This window comes from Pseudomonas sp. MIL9, from assembly GCF_016887925.1.
Lineage (GTDB): Bacteria > Pseudomonadota > Gammaproteobacteria > Pseudomonadales > Pseudomonadaceae > Aquipseudomonas > Aquipseudomonas mohnii.
Window position 1 is genome coordinate 1 of the sequence record NZ_JAFEHE010000010.1, and the last position, 18199, is coordinate 18199.

Annotated in this window: 19 protein-coding genes; 14 read left to right on the forward strand and 5 right to left on the reverse strand. The window is 57.9% G+C overall.

The window, feature by feature from the left end:
* Window positions 1–247 precede the first annotated feature (247 nt).
* The gene (locus JQF37_RS12610; RefSeq protein WP_130206067.1) at window positions 248–1435 is read left to right on the forward strand and encodes an MFS transporter; all 1188 of its coding nucleotides are present in this window, start codon (window positions 248–250) and stop codon (window positions 1433–1435) included.
* Between the two features lie 3 nt (window positions 1436–1438).
* Here JQF37_RS12610 and JQF37_RS12615 read toward each other — a convergent pair whose 3' ends face one another.
* Together JQF37_RS12615 and JQF37_RS12620 are read right to left on the reverse strand one after the other, a co-directional pair.
* On the reverse strand, window positions 1439–2476 hold the full coding sequence (locus JQF37_RS12615) for a dienelactone hydrolase (RefSeq protein WP_130206069.1): 1038 nt from the start codon (window positions 2474–2476) through the stop codon (window positions 1439–1441).
* A gap of 169 nt (window positions 2477–2645) precedes the next feature.
* Window positions 2646–3257 carry an FMN-dependent NADH-azoreductase gene (locus JQF37_RS12620; RefSeq protein WP_047528566.1) on the reverse strand — a complete coding sequence of 204 codons (612 nt, stop codon included), beginning with the start codon at window positions 3255–3257 and terminating at the stop codon, window positions 2646–2648.
* A 131-nt stretch (window positions 3258–3388) separates the two neighbouring features.
* On the opposite strand from JQF37_RS12620, the gene JQF37_RS12625 reads away from it, so the two are divergent.
* Together JQF37_RS12625 and JQF37_RS12630 are read left to right on the forward strand one after the other, a co-directional pair.
* Entirely contained in the window at window positions 3389–4297 is a 909-nt protein-coding gene (locus JQF37_RS12625) for a LysR substrate-binding domain-containing protein (protein ID WP_130206071.1), read from the forward strand.
* Complete coding sequence (locus JQF37_RS12630; RefSeq protein ID WP_130206073.1) at window positions 4294–4653, forward strand: MmcQ/YjbR family DNA-binding protein; 360 nt, start codon at window positions 4294–4296, stop codon at window positions 4651–4653. The genes JQF37_RS12625 and JQF37_RS12630 overlap by 4 nt, the downstream gene beginning before the upstream one ends.
* Here JQF37_RS12630 and JQF37_RS12635 read toward each other — a convergent pair.
* Together JQF37_RS12635 and JQF37_RS12640 are read right to left on the reverse strand one after the other, a co-directional pair.
* Window positions 4650–5078 carry a DUF1294 domain-containing protein gene (locus JQF37_RS12635; RefSeq protein ID WP_130206075.1) on the reverse strand — a complete coding sequence of 143 codons (429 nt, stop codon included), beginning with the start codon at window positions 5076–5078 and terminating at the stop codon, window positions 4650–4652. The two genes, JQF37_RS12630 and JQF37_RS12635, sit on opposite strands and share 4 nt — an antisense overlap.
* Entirely contained in the window at window positions 5075–5905 is an 831-nt protein-coding gene (locus JQF37_RS12640; RefSeq protein WP_090469468.1) for an undecaprenyl-diphosphate phosphatase, read from the reverse strand. Before JQF37_RS12640 ends, JQF37_RS12635 begins: the two co-directional genes overlap by 4 nt.
* 259 nt (window positions 5906–6164) lie before the next feature.
* Here JQF37_RS12640 and JQF37_RS12645 point away from each other — a divergent pair, with 259 nt between their 5' ends.
* The 9 genes from JQF37_RS12645 to JQF37_RS12685 all read left to right on the forward strand — a co-directional run bounded on the left by JQF37_RS12645 (window position 6165) and on the right by JQF37_RS12685 (window position 14566).
* The gene (locus JQF37_RS12645; protein WP_130206077.1) at window positions 6165–7799 is read left to right on the forward strand and encodes a methyl-accepting chemotaxis protein; all 1635 of its coding nucleotides are present in this window, start codon (window positions 6165–6167) and stop codon (window positions 7797–7799) included.
* A 126-nt stretch (window positions 7800–7925) separates the two neighbouring features.
* The gene (gene pnuC / locus JQF37_RS12650; protein WP_130206079.1) at window positions 7926–8489 is read left to right on the forward strand and encodes a nicotinamide riboside transporter PnuC; all 564 of its coding nucleotides are present in this window, start codon (window positions 7926–7928) and stop codon (window positions 8487–8489) included.
* The gene (locus tag JQF37_RS12655; RefSeq protein WP_130206296.1) at window positions 8486–9010 is read left to right on the forward strand and encodes an AAA family ATPase; all 525 of its coding nucleotides are present in this window, start codon (window positions 8486–8488) and stop codon (window positions 9008–9010) included. Before pnuC ends, JQF37_RS12655 begins: the two co-directional genes overlap by 4 nt.
* Window positions 9011–9340: 330 nt before the next feature.
* Window positions 9341–9781 (forward strand): hypothetical protein, encoded by a 441-nt coding sequence (locus JQF37_RS12660; protein WP_130206081.1) that lies wholly within the window; start codon window positions 9341–9343, stop codon window positions 9779–9781.
* A gap of 1 nt (window position 9782) precedes the next feature.
* The gene (locus tag JQF37_RS12665; protein ID WP_130206083.1) at window positions 9783–10358 is read left to right on the forward strand and encodes an adhesin; all 576 of its coding nucleotides are present in this window, start codon (window positions 9783–9785) and stop codon (window positions 10356–10358) included.
* A 51-nt stretch (window positions 10359–10409) separates the two neighbouring features.
* Window positions 10410–11723 carry a heme utilization protein gene (locus JQF37_RS12670; protein ID WP_130206085.1) on the forward strand — a complete coding sequence of 438 codons (1314 nt, stop codon included), beginning with the start codon at window positions 10410–10412 and terminating at the stop codon, window positions 11721–11723.
* Between the two features lie 62 nt (window positions 11724–11785).
* Window positions 11786–12466, forward strand: coding sequence for a C39 family peptidase (locus tag JQF37_RS12675; protein WP_130206087.1), 681 nt, complete (start codon window positions 11786–11788; stop codon window positions 12464–12466).
* Between the two features lie 33 nt (window positions 12467–12499).
* Window positions 12500–13240 (forward strand): hypothetical protein, encoded by a 741-nt coding sequence (locus JQF37_RS12680; RefSeq protein ID WP_130206089.1) that lies wholly within the window; start codon window positions 12500–12502, stop codon window positions 13238–13240.
* Window positions 13241–13285: 45 nt separating this feature from the next.
* Window positions 13286–14566 (forward strand): hypothetical protein, encoded by a 1281-nt coding sequence (locus JQF37_RS12685; RefSeq protein ID WP_130206091.1) that lies wholly within the window; start codon window positions 13286–13288, stop codon window positions 14564–14566.
* A 93-nt stretch (window positions 14567–14659) separates the two neighbouring features.
* Here JQF37_RS12685 and JQF37_RS12690 read toward each other — a convergent pair whose 3' ends face one another.
* Window positions 14660–15985 (reverse strand): sigma-54 dependent transcriptional regulator, encoded by a 1326-nt coding sequence (locus JQF37_RS12690; RefSeq protein WP_130206093.1) that lies wholly within the window; start codon window positions 15983–15985, stop codon window positions 14660–14662.
* 342 nt (window positions 15986–16327) lie between these two features.
* Here JQF37_RS12690 and JQF37_RS12695 point away from each other — a divergent pair, with 342 nt between their 5' ends.
* Window positions 16328–16594, forward strand: coding sequence for a hypothetical protein (locus JQF37_RS12695; protein ID WP_130206095.1), 267 nt, complete (start codon window positions 16328–16330; stop codon window positions 16592–16594).
* Window positions 16595–16878: 284 nt separating this feature from the next.
* The gene (locus JQF37_RS12700; RefSeq protein WP_130206097.1) at window positions 16879–18168 is read left to right on the forward strand and encodes a hypothetical protein; all 1290 of its coding nucleotides are present in this window, start codon (window positions 16879–16881) and stop codon (window positions 18166–18168) included.
* Window positions 18169–18199 lie beyond the last annotated feature (31 nt).

Here is an 18199-nt window from a genome sequence, read left to right on the forward strand (position 1 = left end):
AATCCGATGCCAGAGGTCTGGCATCGGATTTTCTAGGAAGCCCGGCTTTGACTCAAATGCTTAAGTGAACAGCATTATGTCCTTGTGACGGGGCTTTTTTGCATTTCAGACCAAGGTTTCTTGTCGGTGCATCAATCATCGCGAGCAACAGCGAAAATGTCATGGCAAAAGTAGTTAGCCTGTTTTCTTTTATATCAACGCCAAGCCATCATGCCGTTCTCCCACCGCCGCCCGCGAACGAGCTCTCATGTCTGCGCAGCAACAGCCACCGCAAAGCTCCATGGCGATCACCCTGCAGATCGTCTCCATCGTCTTCTATACCTTTATTGCCTTTCTCTGCATCGGCCTGCCGATTGCGGTGCTGCCCGGCTATGTCCATGAACAACTGGGGTTCAGTGCCGTTGTCGCAGGGCTGACCATCGGTTCGCAATATCTCGCTACCCTGCTCAGTCGGCCCATGGCGGGACGCATGTCCGACAATGTCGGCACCAAGCGGGCGATCATTTACGGGTTGTCCGGGATTGTGTTGAGCGGCGTGTTGACGTGGCTGTCGACCTTGCTGCAAAGCGTTCCTTTATTAAGCTTGTTGATCCTGATCGCCGGCCGCTTGCTGCTTGGGATTGCCCAAGGCTTGATCGGAGTCGGCACCATCAGTTGGTGCATGGGCCAGGTAGGGGCCGAACACACCGCGCGTTCGATTTCCTGGAACGGCATCGCTTCGTATGGCGCGATTGCCATCGGCGCGCCACTGGGCGTGGTGATGGTCGATCAACTGGGCTTCGTCAGCCTGGGCATCGCCCTGTCGGTGCTGGCCCTGGCAGCACTGCTGCTGATTCGTAACAAGCCGTCGGTACCAGTGATCCGGGGCGAGCGCTTGCCCTTCTGGGCAGTTTTCGGGCGCATTGCGCCGTTCGGTGCGAGCCTGTGCCTGGCCTCCATTGGCTACGGCACCCTGACCACTTTCATCACCTTGTATTACCTCAATCGTGGCTGGACCGGCGCGGCTTATTGCCTCACCGTCTTCGGCGTGTGTTTCATTCTGGCGCGCCTGCTGTTCATCTCCAGCATCAGCCGTTTCGGTGGATTCGCCTCGGCCATCGCCTGCATGACCATTGAAACCGTCGGCCTGATGCTGCTGTGGTTCGCGCCTTCGACCGCCTACGCCTTGATCGGTGCCGGCCTGACCGGCTTCGGCCTGTCGTTGGTGTACCCGGCGCTGGGTGTCGAGGCGATCAAGCAGGTGCCCAACGCCAGCCGTGGTGCCGGATTGAGCGCTTATGCCGTGTTTTTCGACCTGGCGCTGGCGATTGCCGGCCCCTTGATGGGCGCGATCGCGCTGAACCTGGGGTACGCATGGATTTTCTTCAGCGCAGCGGTGTTGTCGGTCAGCGGATTGGGGTTGACCCTGTTGCTCAAGCACCGGGCCATGGCGTGACGCCTACTGATCGGCAGTCTGCATCCCGGCCCGCGTCGCCTTGCCCAGCGTGCGGGAGAAGAAGCTCCCGGCTTCAGAGATCATGTTGCGGTGAATGTCTTCGCGGTCAACGCCATCGGCATCAGTACACAGCGCCGGCATGATGACGATCTGCTCGTCGTTGCACGGTGCCATGAATACAAAGTGCCCTGCCCCGGCCAGCAACTTGAAGTCCGGCGCGACAGGCAGCTTGCGCGCCAAAGCCACCGCGTTTTTGTCGATGGGCACCAGTTTGTCGCCGTCACCGCTGTAAAGCAGCACGGGCACGTGCACATCGGCCAGCGTGTGGCGACCGAACTTCAAGCTCAGCGGCGCCATCAGCATTAGCGCGTGGACGCGTGGATCGGCCACCGGTTGCAGGTCATCGCGGTCGACGATCAATTCCCCCCGGGTGTTGCAGGCATCACGGTCATCCGGACGCTCCTGGCAATAACGGCGCAGGCGGTCCAGGTCCGGAGTCGCACCGGACAGAATCAATGCTGTCTCGCCTCCGGCCGAGTAACCGATGACGCCCACCTGATCAGCATTGACGAACGGCGACAGCATGCGGTCGCCCAGGGTCGCAGTGATGGCTTCGGAAATCTGGATCGGCCGCCCGTACAGATTGCTTAAGGTGCCGAGACGACTGTGATCCTTGGAGTTGTCGCCGGGGTGAATCACCGCCACCACCACAAAACCCTTGCGCGCCAGCGAGGTGGCGAGGTCATGCAGGGCCAGCGGGGTTCCGGTGTTGCCGTGGGACAGCATCAGCATGGGGAATCGGCCGATGGCGACTTTAGTGTCTTCACCTGCCTCGACGGTGTAACCCTCGAGTCGGCTGGAGTGTTCCTTTTCGCTCGATGGGTAGAAGGCGATGGCACGCATCGGTTGCAAGTCCAGCGGGTCGAGAAACTTCATCTCGTGGTAGCCGACGCTCCAGTGAGGATGCGGCGCAGGGGCGGCGTGCACTGTATTCAGGCTGCTGAGCAGGCAAATCAGTAAAGTTGCACAAAGACGCACCATGGGATGCCCCACCTTGTTACCGGATTAAAGACATAAACCCTCGACTGCATAACTTGGGCCACAAAACGAAATAGACAGAAACAAAAAACTCCGCATCTGATACTTGCGCATTCAGAATACAGAGTTTTTTGAGGGTTTGCCCAACCGGCTTGAAGTCTTTACGCAAGCCTTACGCGGCGGCGAACAACTGCTCGCTGATCTGCTCGTGAGCGTCGCTCATGGCTTTGTTACGGACATCGTCACCATAGGCCAGGCCATGGGCACGCACGAATTCGATGTCAGTGATGCCGATGAAACCGAACAACACTTTCAAGTAGTCTTCGTGGGCAACGCCGGTTGCCTGGCCGGCATGCAGCCCGCCGGAAGTCGAAACGATCACCACTTTCTTGCCACCGCACAGCCCCTCGGGACCGGCCTCGGTGTAGCGGAAGGTCTGACCGGCAACGGCGATGCGATCGATCCAGGCCTTCAGTTGGGTCGGAACAGTGAAGTTGTACATCGGGGCTGCAATCACCACGGCATCGGCGGCGAGGAATTCGGCCAGTGTGGAAGCGCTGAGTTCGGCTTCGTGCTGCTGTGCGGCGTTGCGCAATTCAGCGGCGGTGCCGGCAGCCACCAGGGTGGTCGACGAAAAATGGCTGATGGCATCGGCTGCCAGGTCGCGGTAAGTCACCACGGCGGATGGTTCGGCGACTTGCCAGGCTTTCACGACTTCACTGCTCAGCTGACGGGAAGCCGAGTTGTCACCAAGAATGCTCGAATCGATATGCAGCAGTTTCATGTGGGATCTCCAGGTGAGGATCGCTACAAGGGCGATCTGATGGAAACAATCCTACAGATGAAACCAATAGGTGATTAGGGCGCAACAATGCGATAGTTTGTCTCACTGATAGAACGATAGAGTCATCAGCCATGCAAGACCTCAATGACCTTTATTATTTCGCCAAGGTGGTGGAAGCCGGCGGCTTCGCGGCGGCCGGGCGTTTGCTGGGCATTCCCAAGTCGCGGTTGTCGCGACGTATCGCCGAACTGGAAGAACGCCTGGGCGCGCGCCTGCTGCAACGAACCACTCGCCAGCTGAAACTGACCGCCGTGGGCGAACGCTACCTGCGGCACTGTCAGGCCATGCTGCTGGAAGCCGAAATGGCCGATGAAGCCGTCGCCAGCATGTCCAGCGAACCCCGAGGACGTTTGCGGGTGTCCTCCCCGGTCGGCCTGGCCCACGAGATTCTGCCGGAAGTCATCAGCAGCTTTCTGGAGAAATTCCCCCAGGTGCAACTCGAGGTGGTGCTGGTCAATCGCCGCGTCGATCTGGTCACCGAAGGCGTGGATGTCGCGCTGCGCGTGCGTGAACCGGGCGATGAAGATCCGCTGTTGGTGACCCGCCGCTTGCGCCAGGCACAGATGCTCCTGGTGGCCAGCCCCACATTCCTGCTGGGACATGAAATCAACCGCCCCGATGATTTGAAAGACCTGCCAGTGCTCGGCGCCCTCGAACCGGATCGGCTGGTACACATCCGCCTGCTCGATCACCAGGGCAAAAGCCACGATCTGGCAATGGAAGCGCGCCTGGGCGTCGACGACTTCATCGTACGCAAGACCTGCGCCCTCGCCGGGCAGGGGTTTACCACGCTACCGATGATGTATTGCGAGCAAGAACTGGCCAATGGTTCGCTGGTGCAGTTGTTGCCTGAATGGTCGCTGCCGGGTGGCTGGCTGCAAGCGGTCTACCCTCATCGACGCGGGGTGATGCCGGCCGTGCGTGCCTGGCTCGACCATTTGATCGAAACATTCAATGCCTGCGGGGACCGTTTGATATGAAGGCTGGACGCATGAGCGAAGTGGACGTCGCGACATTCTGCCTGGCACTGCCCGGTGCGCGGGAAGACTATAAATGGGGAGGCGTACGGGTGTTTTCGGTTGCCGGAAACAAGATGTTCGCGCTGCAGAACCTGCGCGGCGAATCCCTGGCGTTCAAGGTCGACAAGGATTTGTTCCTCGGTCATTGCGACCGTCCGGGCATTCATCCAGCGCCTTATCTGGCGCGGGCCCAGTGGATCATCATGAACGCGCCCTACCCGCTGGGTGCCGAAGAGTTGCAAGGCTTGTTGCAACGCTCTCATCAACTGGTGGTGAGCAAACTGCCCAAACGAACGCAGGTCGGGTTATTGCTTTAGAACAGTGCCAACAGGTTTGCGCCGAGAAACAGCAAGTCGATCCAGAACACTTGGTGCAGCATCACGATGAGCCAGAACACCAGTTGAAACGAGACCTTGCGCGTCTTGTGCCGAAACACTTGTTGCGCCAGCAACGCCCCCGGCCAGCCGCCTGCGAACTCCAGTGCATGCAGCACGTTTTCCGGCGTTCGCCATTGATCGACACGGGCCTTGCGCTTATCGCTCCAGTACAGCAAAAACGTCAGCAGGCTGACGATGCCGTAGGCCGCGAGGGGAATCAAAGACACCCCACGCAACCACAACGACATCGACCCGAACAACGGCAGCGCGCACAGGGTCACGAACACCAGCAGCTTCAGGCGTAGATGCTGGATATGTCCACCGGACTTGCCTCCGCAATGATAGCGCGCGCTGGAATCACTCATGGCTTGGCCGCGGTCCAGTCTATCCAGCCAAACTGCCACGTGGCCAGAATCAGCAGGCCGAAGGCGATGCGATACCAGGCGAACGCCGCGTAGCTGTGGCTGGCGATGAACTTGAGCAACCCGCGCACGGCAATCATCGCGAAAATGAATGCGGTCACGAAGCCAAGGGCGAACACCGGAAAATCAGCCGCCACGAACAGCTTGTGGTACTTGTAGCCCGAGTACACGGCCGCACCCACCATGGTCGGCATGGCCAGGAAGAACGAGAACTCGGTGGCGGTTTTACGCGACAGACCAAACAACAGGCCGCCGATGATCGTCGAGCCGGAACGCGAAGTACCCGGAATCATCGCCAGGCACTGGGCGAACCCGACTTTCAGTGCGTCTTTCCAAGTGATCTCGTCCACGGTATCGGCATGCACTTCATGCTGACGCTGTTCAGCCCATAGCATGATGATGCCACCCACCACCAGGGCCGTCGCCACGGTGATCGGGTTGAACAGGTAATGGTGGATCAGGTCAGCAAAAATCACTCCCAGAACCACGGCAGGCAGGAAGGCGATCAACAGGTTCGCGGTAAAGCGTCGCGCACTGGGTTGGGTCGGCAAACCGATGACCACATCGAAAATCTTGCGGCGGAACTCCCACACCACCGCCAGGATCGCCCCGAGCTGGATGATGATGTTGAATGCCATGGCCCGCTCGCCACCGAAGTCGAGCAAGTCGGCCACGATAATCTGGTGCCCGGTACTGGAAATGGGCAAAAACTCTGTCAGCCCTTCTACAACGCCAAGAATCAAAGCCTGAAAGGCAGTCCAAAGATCCATCAATCCCCCAAAAGGCTATGCACCCGTGCATGCCCCGTTAGTATTTTTAAAAACATTTATCGCGACCAGCGTAGTTGAATTCGCACGCTTTCAGGATCCACACCTGGCCATGAAAAATCCGTGAAACATTTGGATTCAGGTTTTCCCGTGCGGGGCCGAAATCCTATCAGACAAGTCCGATAAGTGCTTTCGCGATATCGGGCCAGGCCGAATGCAGGCGATCATTCATTACAAGAACAAGAAAACGGAGCACCGCGTTATGAACAGCTTGCGCAATATGTCGATCAGCCGGCGCTTGTGGCTCATCCTGGTCGTGGCCGTCATGATGCTGCTGGCCTTGGGCGTCTTGATGCTCAAGCAGATTCACGATGACCTGTATGTCGCCAAGGCACAGAAAACCCAGCATGTGGTGCAAACCGCCAGTGGCATCCTCACTTACTATCACGACCTCGAAACCGCCGGCACGCTCACCCGCGAGGCCGCGCAGAAACAGGCGCTGACCGCCGTTCGCGGACTGCGTTACGACCAGAACGATTACTTCTGGATCAACGATCTGACGCCGGTGATGATCATGCACCCGGCCAACCCCAAGCTGGACGGCCAGAATCTCTCGGCGATCCGCGACCCCGACGGTGTTGCGATATTCAATGAGATGGTCACGGTGGCCAGGAGCAAGGGCGCCGGGATCATCAATTACCGCTGGCCAAAACCCGGCGCCAGCGAGCCCGTGGAAAAAACCTCCTACGTCAAACTCTTCGAGCCCTGGGGCTGGATGATCGGCTCGGGCGTGTACATCGATGACATGCAAGCCGAATTCAATGGCCAGTTCTGGAAAGCCTCGGTCATTGGCTTTGCAATCGCGCTGATCATGGCGGCACTGGTGATCCTCATCGCCCGCAGCATCGTTCGCCCGCTTCAGGAAACCGTCAACGCGATGGCCAACATCGCCAGCGGTGAAAGCGATTTGACCCGCAGCCTCGACACCCACGGTCAGGATGAAGTCACACAATTGGCCCGGCACTTCAATGCCTTTACCGCCAAATTGCGCCAGGTCATCGGTGAACTGCAGGTCTGCGCCAGCGCGTTAGGCCAATCGTCCAGCGAATTGGGCAACGACGCAACCCAGGCCCAGCAACGCAGCCAGCAACAGTCGCAGCAGATGGAACGGGTGGCTACGGCGATCAATGAAGTGACTTCCGGCGTGCAGGATGTGGCAAAGAATGCCGAACATGCCGCCAGCGAAATGCGCGATGCCGAAGCCCAGGCCCAACAAGGCCAGGTCAACATTGATGGCAGCCTGCAGCAGATCGACACGTTGTCGTGCACCATCAATCAGGCCGTGGACGTGATCCGCACCCTGGCCACCGAAAGCACGCAGATCGGCGGCGTTCTGGAAGTGATCCGCTCGATTGCCGATCAGACCAACCTGCTGGCGCTCAACGCTGCCATCGAGGCAGCAAGGGCCGGCGAGCAAGGTCGGGGTTTCGCGGTGGTAGCCGACGAGGTTCGACTGCTGGCCCAGCGGACCCAGAAGTCCACGGCGGAAATCCAGTCGATGATCGAGCAACTGCAAAGTCATTCCGAGGCGGCGGTCAAGGTGATTGGCGACAGTAGCCGGGCTTCGCAGCTGACCATCGAGCAGGCGGGTCTGGCCGGTACAAGTCTGAATGCCATCGGCCAGGCATTGCGCAACCTCAACGGCCTGAATGCGTCCATCGCCAGCGCCACCCTGCAACAGGCCCATGTGGTCGAAGACATCAACCAGAACGTCACCCAAGCCGCCGGGTTGTCCCACAGCACCGCGCTGGCGGCTGAACAATCCAGCAAGGCGAGCATGAGGCTGAAGGAATTGAGCGAGCAATTGAACGGCTTGCTCAGGCAGTTCCGGGTTTAATTCGAAAAAAGGTCGTCCGAACGCGACCCGAGCCTCTGGCAGCGCCTGCTGGCGCCGCCAAAGGCTGCGATCGTTTGATCTTCAGTTACAATCCGCCCCTTCTTCGACTTCCCCCAAGGAAACTCCATGTCCGGGCTTGAACTGTTTGCCGCCGCCCTCGGTGTCATTGCCGTCTGGTTGACGGTCAAACAGAACCCCTGGTGCTGGCCGATCGGCCTGGTCATGGTGCTTGTCTATAGCTGGATTTTTTTCGAGGTGAAGCTGTATTCGGACATGCTGCTGCAAGTGATTTACGCCGCATTGCAGCTCTATGGCTGGTGGCAGTGGACGCGCGCCGGCGATGCGCATCATGGACGCGAGGTCAGCCGGCTGGGCAAACACGCGGTGGCGTCGGGACTGGCCATCGGTGCGGCGGGCAGTCTGTTGCTGGGCGCCGCCATGGCGCACTGGACCGATGCCGCCCAGCCTTGGCTCGACGCTTTCCTCACCGCCTTCAGCCTCGTGGCGCAGTGGTGGATGGCGCAAAAACGCTTGCAATGCTGGCCGCTGTGGATCGTCCTGGATTGTATTTTCGTCGGCCTGTTCCTGTACAAGGGGATGTACGTGACGGCGGCCCTGTATGGCCTGTTCACCCTGCTGGCCATTCAGGGCTGGCGCTCATGGCGCAGTGATCCGGTGCCATGCCCATGAAGGTGCTGGTGCTGGCAGGGCCGGAATCGAGTGGCAAAAGCTGGCTTTCGAGTGAGATTCACGCCAACTTTGGCGGCATATTGGTCGATGAGTACGTCAGGCACTTCATCGAAAGCGAGGCCCGGGAAACCTGCTACGATGATATTGAATCAATAGCACATGGCCAGCTGACCTGGGAGGATGTCGCACGTGCCTCACAGCCGTCGCTGCTGATCCTCGATACGCATCTTTTAAGCAACATTCTTTGGAGTCGTACGTTGTTTCGCGCTTGCCCGACCTGGATCGAGCAGGCACTGCTGGCACGGCACTACGACATGCATTTGTTGCTGAGCCCGGAAAACGTGGCCTGGCATGACGATGGACAACGTTGCCAGCCACAACTGGCAGAACGCCAGGCGTTTTTCCAGGCCAGCCGCCAATGGCTTGAGCTGAACCACCAGCGTTATCAGGTACTTGAAGGTGACTGGCAACAGCGCAAGGACACCGCATTCGAGGTCGTGACACGCTTGCTCAAGGCCTGACAGGGCTACCCTGCCCTTTCACATATGTCCATTCCTGAAACACCCTCCCCCGCGCAAACCCTCGAACTAAAGCGGCCCGAGCGCTGCAACAAGAAAATGTTAAGCCACTGATACAACCTGCCTCAAGCCACCTTGACGAGCAATGGCGCCCATCTGGACGGCGTTTTTGCGTGGTTTTGTCTCAGCGGTGATACAAATTTTTTTGACCGCCACGACAAATGTATACAACTCACTGTTTTTTAAAGAAAAACAAAAACCGGCACACCTTCTGCTGTCTTCCTCGCAACGCTGATAAGGGCCAGCGTTCCACTTACAGAAGGAATTGCCGCCGTGGGGAAACTTGATAACCACATTTTTAGCCTCCTGCTGATCGGATGTGCATTGGGCTCAAGTGTTTGCCTGCCAGTACAGGCCGACAACGGCATCATCATTATCAAACGTGATGTCCAGGTGCGCATGGCGACACGCGCGCCAGTGGCTCCCGATCCTAACCCCACGACCGCCAATGCCAACCCGTCGAAACAAATCCTCAATCAGACGAGCGAGTTGAGCGACGGTGACTTTGCCAGCGTTGCCAGTGGTGCAGGCATTTCACGCCTGGTCGCCCAAGGCACCAATAACCTGGGCGGCAACATCACCAACCAGACACAACTTTCCAACGTCCCCGCCGGGCGTTCGGGAAATTCGGGCAACAACGGCATTGCCAACATGGTCAATTCAAACGTCCAGCAAGGCCTGGGCGCTTTGAGAATCATAACGGGAGACCGTTGAGATGAATCGCACGCTGCTGATTATCGCCATGCTTTGCAGTAGTACATCGGCCTTTGCCCAACCTCCCGTCATCAATAATGCCGAAATCGATAATTCAGGCGCGCAATACCAAGGCAACTTCTCCGTCAACCAGGCGGCTGGCGATCTACAGCAACAGGCCAACGCCCGGGCCATCGCCATTGGCCATGGAGCCAGCGCGACGGTACAGATTCGCCAACGGTTGCGCGGCCAGGTCGACCCCGCCATGGATGCGCGCTCGAGCATCCAGGGTAACTCCTTCAGTAACGGCAACGGCGTACTGGGCGTGAACCAGAGCTCGGGCGCCAATACCCAGCAAGCCAACGCACTGCGTATCAGCATCAGTGCTCAGCCGCAAAGCATCGACGACAGCGTCCTCATGCAACAGAACGTGACGCTGCTCAACAACTCCGATCCAACTGACTCTGCACCAGGCTTTCGCCAGGTCGCTACCAGCGACCAGGCCTTCACCGGTAGCCGCGGGGTAATTCAGTTGAATCAGAGTGCAGGGGTGGGAAACCGCATGGCTAACACCCTCAGCATACGGGTCGCGGATTGACCCAAACAGGTAGTTTCAACACTTAACCTAAAATAAGTACGGAGAATCACCATGAAACCTTCGATGGCACTAAAGCCTCTGGTTTTCGCAATTGCTGCGGTCATGGCTGTTGCTGTACAAGCTGGGCAAAACGATCGGCGTGACCATCACCACGGCCATACGCCTCCTCCTCCAACCAAAATCCTTGTCAGTGCAACGGCAAGTGCCACCGACAAGCAGACCAGTACCGGCAACCGCATCTATAACGAAGGCACTCAAAACTCTGCCGAGATGAGCAGTTCTGCCTCCGGTGCCAGCGGCAACGTGGGCGTCAACGTGGCAGGCGGCAGTGGCAACCAACAAGACAACGCGGCGGCCATCGCCAACGCCTCCTCCGACTCAAGCCTGGATAACAGCTTCGTGTTCGGCAATGCCACTGCCACCGCCAAAGTCACTCAATACGGCAACAACAACCGGGTCGATAACTACGGCGTCACAAACACTGCAACGATGAGTGGCTCGGGTAACGGCGGCAGCGGCAATATGGGTATCAACATTGCTGGTGGTGACCTTAACCAACAGAAAAACACCATGGCAATTGCCAACTCCAACTCGCCGCTGGGCAGCGCTACAGCCACTGCCTCGGCTAATCAAAGCAGCCCTGGCCTGACCGTGAACAACGTCGCCGACCGGACTTATCGCGTGGATACGGTGACTGTTACCAAAACAGCCAGTGGCAGTGCCTCCTTTAACAAGGACTCCAGTTTTAGCGTTGATAAGAGCGCTAGCAGCAGCTGGGCCGCGAGCGGTTCCAATAGCTTCGATGCAAGCGGATCAAAAAGCTTCGATGCCAGCGGATCCAGAAGCGCGGATTCCAGTGCTACCAGCAGTGCTTCTTTCGATGCTTCTCTGAACGCTAACCTGGACGCATCGGCGAGTGCTTCCAGATCGTTCACCTGGAATAACGGCGGCGCCGATCACACTCGCAGCCGGAGTGCTGATGCATCGCTGAGCGCATCGCTTGATGCATCGGCCAGTGGTTCTCTCAATACGTCGAACAGCAATTCGTCCGATTCGTCCTACACAAAATCGCACGATTCCTCGTTCACAAAATCGTTTGACTCCTCGTACGACAAATCTGGCGAGAAATCGTCCGCTTCGTCGAAAGACGTAACGAAGAGCTACAGCGAAAGCAGTTCATTTGATTTGAGTAATACCTACTCCTATCAAGTGCTGACTCCAACCGGCTGGGCAAACCCTGTGACCAACACCGCAACCCTGAGTGGTTCGGTGAATGGCGGCAGCGGCAACCTGGGTGTCAACGTGGCTGCTGGTGTGGGCAACCAACAAAGCAACTCGCTGGCCATCTCCAACCAGTCGTTCTAATGCTGTCTCTGGAGGCCCCCTTACGGGGGCCTTTTTTCAACATGGCCAGAGGGCATCCCCCCATGCGCATTATCGCCTTGGCATTTTTGCTTTGCGTGACCAGTGTGATCGAGGCTGCACAAATGCCGCTGTCCGTCCTGCCGGGCGGTGCGGTGGTATTCAAGCCGATCCAGAGCATCCGCGAGCGTAAATTTGCCGACCTGGTGCAACAGAAAACCGACTTCAGTTGTGGCGCAGCAGCGCTGGCGACCATTTTGCGCCAAGCCTATTGGCTGGACGTCACGGAAGACCAGATCATCGAAGGCATGCTGGCACACTCCGACCAGGATCTTGTCCGCGTTCAGGGCTTCTCCATGCTCGACATGAAGCACTACGTGGAAAGCATCGGCATGCGCGCCCGTGGCTACCGGGTGGCGCCGGAAACCCTGGGTGATATCAAAATCCCGGTGGTGGTACTCATGGATATCCGTGGCTACAAACATTTTGTAGTCATGCAAAGGGTTCATGACGGCTGGGTCTATATCGGGGATCCGGTACTCGGTCATAAACGCTACAAAGTCGACGACTTTGTCAAAGGCTGGAACGGCATCATCTTTGCCGTCATCGGTCAGGGCTACGACAAAACCAATGCGTTGCTCGACCCGCCGTTGCCACTGAGCGCCAAGAATCGCATCAATACCTTCAACCCGGTGCAAGACGCCGAGTTGATGGATTTCGGATTCATCCAAAGCGACTTCTTCTAATAACAAGGGAGCACGACGCTCCGGGAGTATCCAATGAAGACTCCAATCTGGCTGGCACTGGCTTGCCTCGCCGCCAGCCTGCCAACCCATGCAGAGACTTTCAAACCCATCGAACTGACTGACCAGCAATTGGCGACCCTGCGCGGCCGCTTTGTCATGCCCGGACGCATCATCAGCTTCGGCATCGCCATGACCAGCACCTGGCAAAATGCCAACGGTGAAGTGATCGGGGCAACGTCCTCGATGCAGATTCAACAATCCACCATCCAGCCACAGTTCTACGTGTCGAAGATCGATGAAAAAGGCACTGGAACGTCGCGATCACAAGGCACCGGCATCGTCATTGGTGGCAGCGGCCTCAATAGCACCGAAGGTGTCACACAAGTCACGCGTGCTGCCGGTGACTACAACACGGCCTACAACAACGTTTATATCAACGTGACCAAGGCCAATCAGGCACCAGCCACACAACAGCAGGGCCAGGCATTGGCCGCTGGCTCGACATTAACCGGCGCCAACGATGCGGGTTCGATGAGCGTTTCCTTGACCGGTAGTGGCATACAACTCAACATTCTGGCCAGCAACAACCAGGGCAGTACGGTACAACGCCTGGCCCAGGGCGGGCTGCTGCAGAACACGACGCTGCTCGGCACCGGCAACCAGGTACGCAACATCACATCGCTCAATGTCGTGCTGCGTGACACCGTTCCGACAGCCGGCTCGCTGAGCGGCAATCTAGACCAGCTCAGAGGGCTACGCACCAGCGGATTCTGATCTACGCTCAGTGTCACCAGACGTGTCAGAAGGGACGGCTCACCCATGCATCGATCTTTAACGTTCAGGGCTATCGTTTGTTTGAGTAGCCTGGCCCCGGCTTCATTGCTGTACGCAGCACCGGATCCCCAGGTCGAAGCACTAAAACAAGAACTCATGGAGCTGAAACAACGTTACGAAGCACAACAGAACGCGCTGATGGTACTCGAGCAGCGCGTTCGCCAGGTCGAAGAAACACCGGCGACACCGGCACCCAAGCGCCTGACCAAATCCCCCGCGGAAAAGACCAAGGGTGGCCAGACAGTGGCCACCTCTGGGTCGGGAGCTACGGGCAGTTCATACGGTCAGTCGCTCAAGGATGACTCGGAGCCTGCGCAAAGCGTTTCCAACCTGTATGACGAAGCCAGCGGCTTCTTCGGAGGCGGCAAGTTCAGCGTCGAAACCGGCCTGACCTACACGCACTACGATACCCGCGCGTTAACGCTCAACGGCTTCCTGGCACTGGACTCGATTTTTCTCGGCAACATCAACATCGACCGCATCAAGGCGGATAACTGGACCCTGGACCTGACCGCCCGCTACAACGTGGCTCAACGCTGGCAGTTCGACATCAACGTTCCCGTGGTTTATCGCGAATCGACGTATTCCTCCGGTGGTGCCGGTGGCGCAGCACCGGTGACGTCGGACGCAACCGTTACCCGCGACCCGACCATCGGCGATGTCAACGTAGGGGTTGCCTACAAGTTTCTGGATGAGTCGGCCAACTATCCCGACGCGGTCGCCACATTGCGCATCAAGGCCCCCACCGGTGAAGACCCTTACGGCATCAAATTGGTTGAGGTCCCGGGCAACAATAACCTGGCGGTCCCCGAAAGCTTGCCGACCGGTAATGGTGTCTGGTCAATCACCCCGGGCATCTCGCTGGTCAAGACGTTCGACCCGGCCGTGCTGTTCGGCAGCCTGGCCTATACCTACAACATGCAGGAATCTTTCAGCGACATCAGCCCCCAGGTCGACTCCAAGGTGAAGGGGGATGTGAAACTGGGCGATTCCTGGCAGATCGGTGCCGGCATCGCATTCGCCTTGAACGAGAAGATGAGTATGTCGTTCTCGTTCACCGATCAATTCGCCCGCAAGAGCAAGATCAAGCCGGACGGGGGTGATTGGCAATCCATCACCAACAGCGATTACAACTCGGCCAACTTCAACATCGGCATGACCCTGGCAGCAAGCGATAACCTGACGATCGTCCCGCAACTGTCCATCGGGATGACCGATGACGCGCCCGATTTTTCCTTCAGCCTGAAATTCCCGTACTACTTCTAATGCTGCACCCACAAAAAGCCCGCTGTTTCAGCGGGTTTTTTGTTGGATCCTGCGAGCGTTCGGAGCATTCAGTTGCAGCTAGATATCCGTTGATCAACGTATCTGATGCTTGTGCAGCAAACGGTAGAAGGTCGGCCTGGATATCCCTAACACCTTGGCAGCGATGCTCAAGTTGTCGCTATGACGGTTAAGCACATCGCACAACGCCTGACGTTCTGCCCGGTGTTTGTAGTCTTCCAGCGTGCCCATCGGTGCGGAAACGGCTTGATGGCTGATCAGCCCCAGGTCTCGCGCTTCGATCTGCCGGCCTTCGGCCAGAACCAACCCGCGTCGTACCCGGTTGGCCAGTTCGCGAACATTGCCCGGCCAGTCATGCTTGCCCATGGCTATCAAGGCATCCTCACTGAAGCTGCGCGGACGGCGGCCGGTTTCATGACTGTAGAAATGGGAAAAGTGGTTGGCCAGCATCGACAGATCGCCATTGCGCTCACGCAGGGGCGCGGTCGAGACCTGCAAGACGTTCAGGCGATAATACAGATCTTCGCGAAAGCGCTTCTTCTCGATCGCGGCCTCGAGATCGACGTGGGTCGCGGCCAACACTCGCACATCCACGGGGATCGGCTGACTGCCACCCACCCGCTCGATATGCTTCTCCTGGAGGAAGCGCAACAGGTTCGCCTGTAGTTCAAGAGGCAGGTCACCGATTTCGTCGAGGAACAGCGTACCGCCATTAGCCGCTTCTATTCGCCCGACCTTGCGTTGATGGGCGCCAGTAAAGGCACCCTTCTCGTGGCCGAACAGTTCGGACTGAATCAGGTGCTCGGGAATCGCGCCACAATTGATCGCGACAAAGGGTTTGTTGTGACGCAACGATTGCCGATGCAGCGTGCGGGCGACCAACTCTTTACCTGTTCCGCTTTCGCCGCGAATCAACACTGGAGACTCCGTAGGCGCCAGTTTGCTCAGGAGCTTGCGCAACTCGCGTATTGGCTTGCTGTCACCGAGCAACTCGTGCTCGGGCTGATCGATATGCACCGTGCCCTGCCCGCGAAGACGGGCCATGCCGAAAGCCCTGCCCAGCGTCACCTGGACTCTGGAGACATCGAAAGGCAAGGTATGGAAATCGAAAAACCACTCGCAGACGAAGTCCCCGACATTCTGCAGTCGAAGCACTTCCTGGTTGAGCACGGCGATCCACTCGGTACCGCTGCGGCTGATCACCTCTTTGACGGCGTCCGGGTGCTCGAGATGCCAAGGCTGCAAACGCAACAAGCCTACGTCACACGTTCGGTCGGTGGCGTTTTCCAGCGTGCAGCTGTCAACGTCCCAACCCACGGAGCGTAATCCGGGCAACAGCCGATGGCAGTCGTCGCACGGATCCACCACAAGTAAACGTCTTAAGGCAGGCGCATCGCTCATGACTGTTCCTTGGCGCCAAATTCAGGAAAAATTATTAAAAACAGTCATTTGGCAAACCTGACTGTAACATTAGCAAGAATTTGACAGGGCCTTGTATCGTTTGACTATAGAGCGGCCCTGGTATTAGTTATAAGAAGAGCCTTTGATAATTACCTGACAAGCCCAGGCTTTCCTTCAGTATTCAAAATGACTCGGGCCAACCGGGTATATGAAAGAAAGTTGAAATTTCTTTTGATTGCATGTGACCCGAACCACCCTTGCGGGCATCAGTACAAGTAACCTGCCGAGGGTCAGCCCAACCGTCGGCCTATCACTTGATTGGGCAAACCGAGGGAACATCCAATGAACGCCCCGCTCCGTATCAACGAAGCTCTTCTGATTGCCGACCGCGCATTCCAGCCTTTCCAGTGCGTGGCCTGGGCGCCACAGGACGGCAACGGCGAACTCAGCCTGACCGTTATCGACCGCACCAAAAACAGTATAGGCCGCAAGCTGATCCCGAGCAGCGCCTACACCGACCCGGCACAACTTGAACGCCTGCTCGAACAGGCGCGTGCCGAATTGAGCCAGGAAGGTTACACGCTCCAGTCGTGGTCAATGCCGCATTAATTTTTTTGCGGATTACTCCGGGGTAATCCGCGCCCTTTCCCGTCGTTAATAGGTTGGCTGATCATCGCCAGCTGAACTTATGACATGCCCTTAATTCGAACTTCCGTGTGCCTTTATACATTGCAGGCTTGCCACTGGTTCGAAAAGACACTGTTGTGGCACACAGCGACCCTCCACCTGTTAGTTATGACAGTTGTGCATTCAACCATTCAGGTTTTGAATATTCCCCTTATACAGTCGCCACCCAATTCCCGGATCAGGACGACTCGCAAGGAGATGCGTGCATGTCAATCCAGTCCATTGTGGCTTCACCCTCCACACTCAGTCATGCAGGGAAACTGGATCCTGCATTCGCCACCCAAGGCAAATCCCAGGTGTATTTCGCCGGCAGTCTTTCAAGCATCGCCAATGACATCGCAATAGATTCCCGGGACCGCCTGTTGGTGGCGGCCAAGGTAGGTACCCAGGGCGGCAGTCGCTTCGGTCTGGCTCGCCTGCTGGAGGACGGCTCGGCGGATCTCGCCTTTGGCAATCAAGGCAGTGTCATCGGACAGTTCCAACGAGGTTTCGAAGCCATGGCTGCCAGGGTTCGCGTGCTCCCCGATGAGCGCATTCTGGTCGTCGGCCTGCACTACGACAATACGCACCGCACCCTCCCCGCACTGGCATTGTTTGACCCTCAGGGTCGTCCCGTTCAGGACTTCGGTGACAATGGTCGCTGCATCGTGCGTCTGCCAGGCAATCTCTCCCATGGTATGCGTGACGCCTGGCTTCCACCCGGTGTTCCGGGCGCCGAAGCCTGCGATGTCGACGTTCAAGCAGACGGTCGGATCCTGTTGATGGCCAACCATCACTTCGAACGGGCCGATCATGCCGGCCTGCTCATTCGGCTGAACCCCGACGGATCGCTGGACAGCACATTCAATGGCCGCGGGTTCGTGATCGTCAGGCACTTGCTGATGAACACTTGGCTCAGCAGCCTGAAGATTCAGCGTGACGGGCGAATCCTTGTGGGCGGGTCGATCAACCTTCCCGGAGAAGGATTGCTGGCCCGTTATCGCGCGGACGGCAGTCTCGACACCCATTTTGCCGTGGACGGCTTCATGAGTTTCGAGGCGCGGGGGCATAGCGCTCAGGTCAACCAGATCGTCCAGCAAGACAATGGCGACGTGCAGTGTTTTGGCAGCAGTCGTGAGCCGATGCACTGCCTGGCCTTGAAAGTCCACGTCAATGGCCGCCCGGACAGTCACTGCAACGGCGGGCAACCGCAATTGCTGGAAATCGCCCATAACGGTTGCCAATGGACCGCCGCACAGGCGCAACCGGACGGCAGTGTGGTGGTAGCCGGCGCAACCATTGGTGGCGTCGAGGCCGACTTTCTGCTGGGTCGATACGCGCCTGACGGCCAGCTCGACCGGGACTTTGGCGATGGCAACGGTTGGGTTCGCACCCGTCTCGGTCGCAGCCTGGACACCGCCACCTCGGTGGCCGTGCAGCGTGATGGAAACATTGTCGTGGGGGGTTATTCCCTGGACGGCCACTATCGGGCGATCGTCGCCCGTTACCTGGCTTAGCCCACTGTATTTTTCCTACACTTGATCTTCC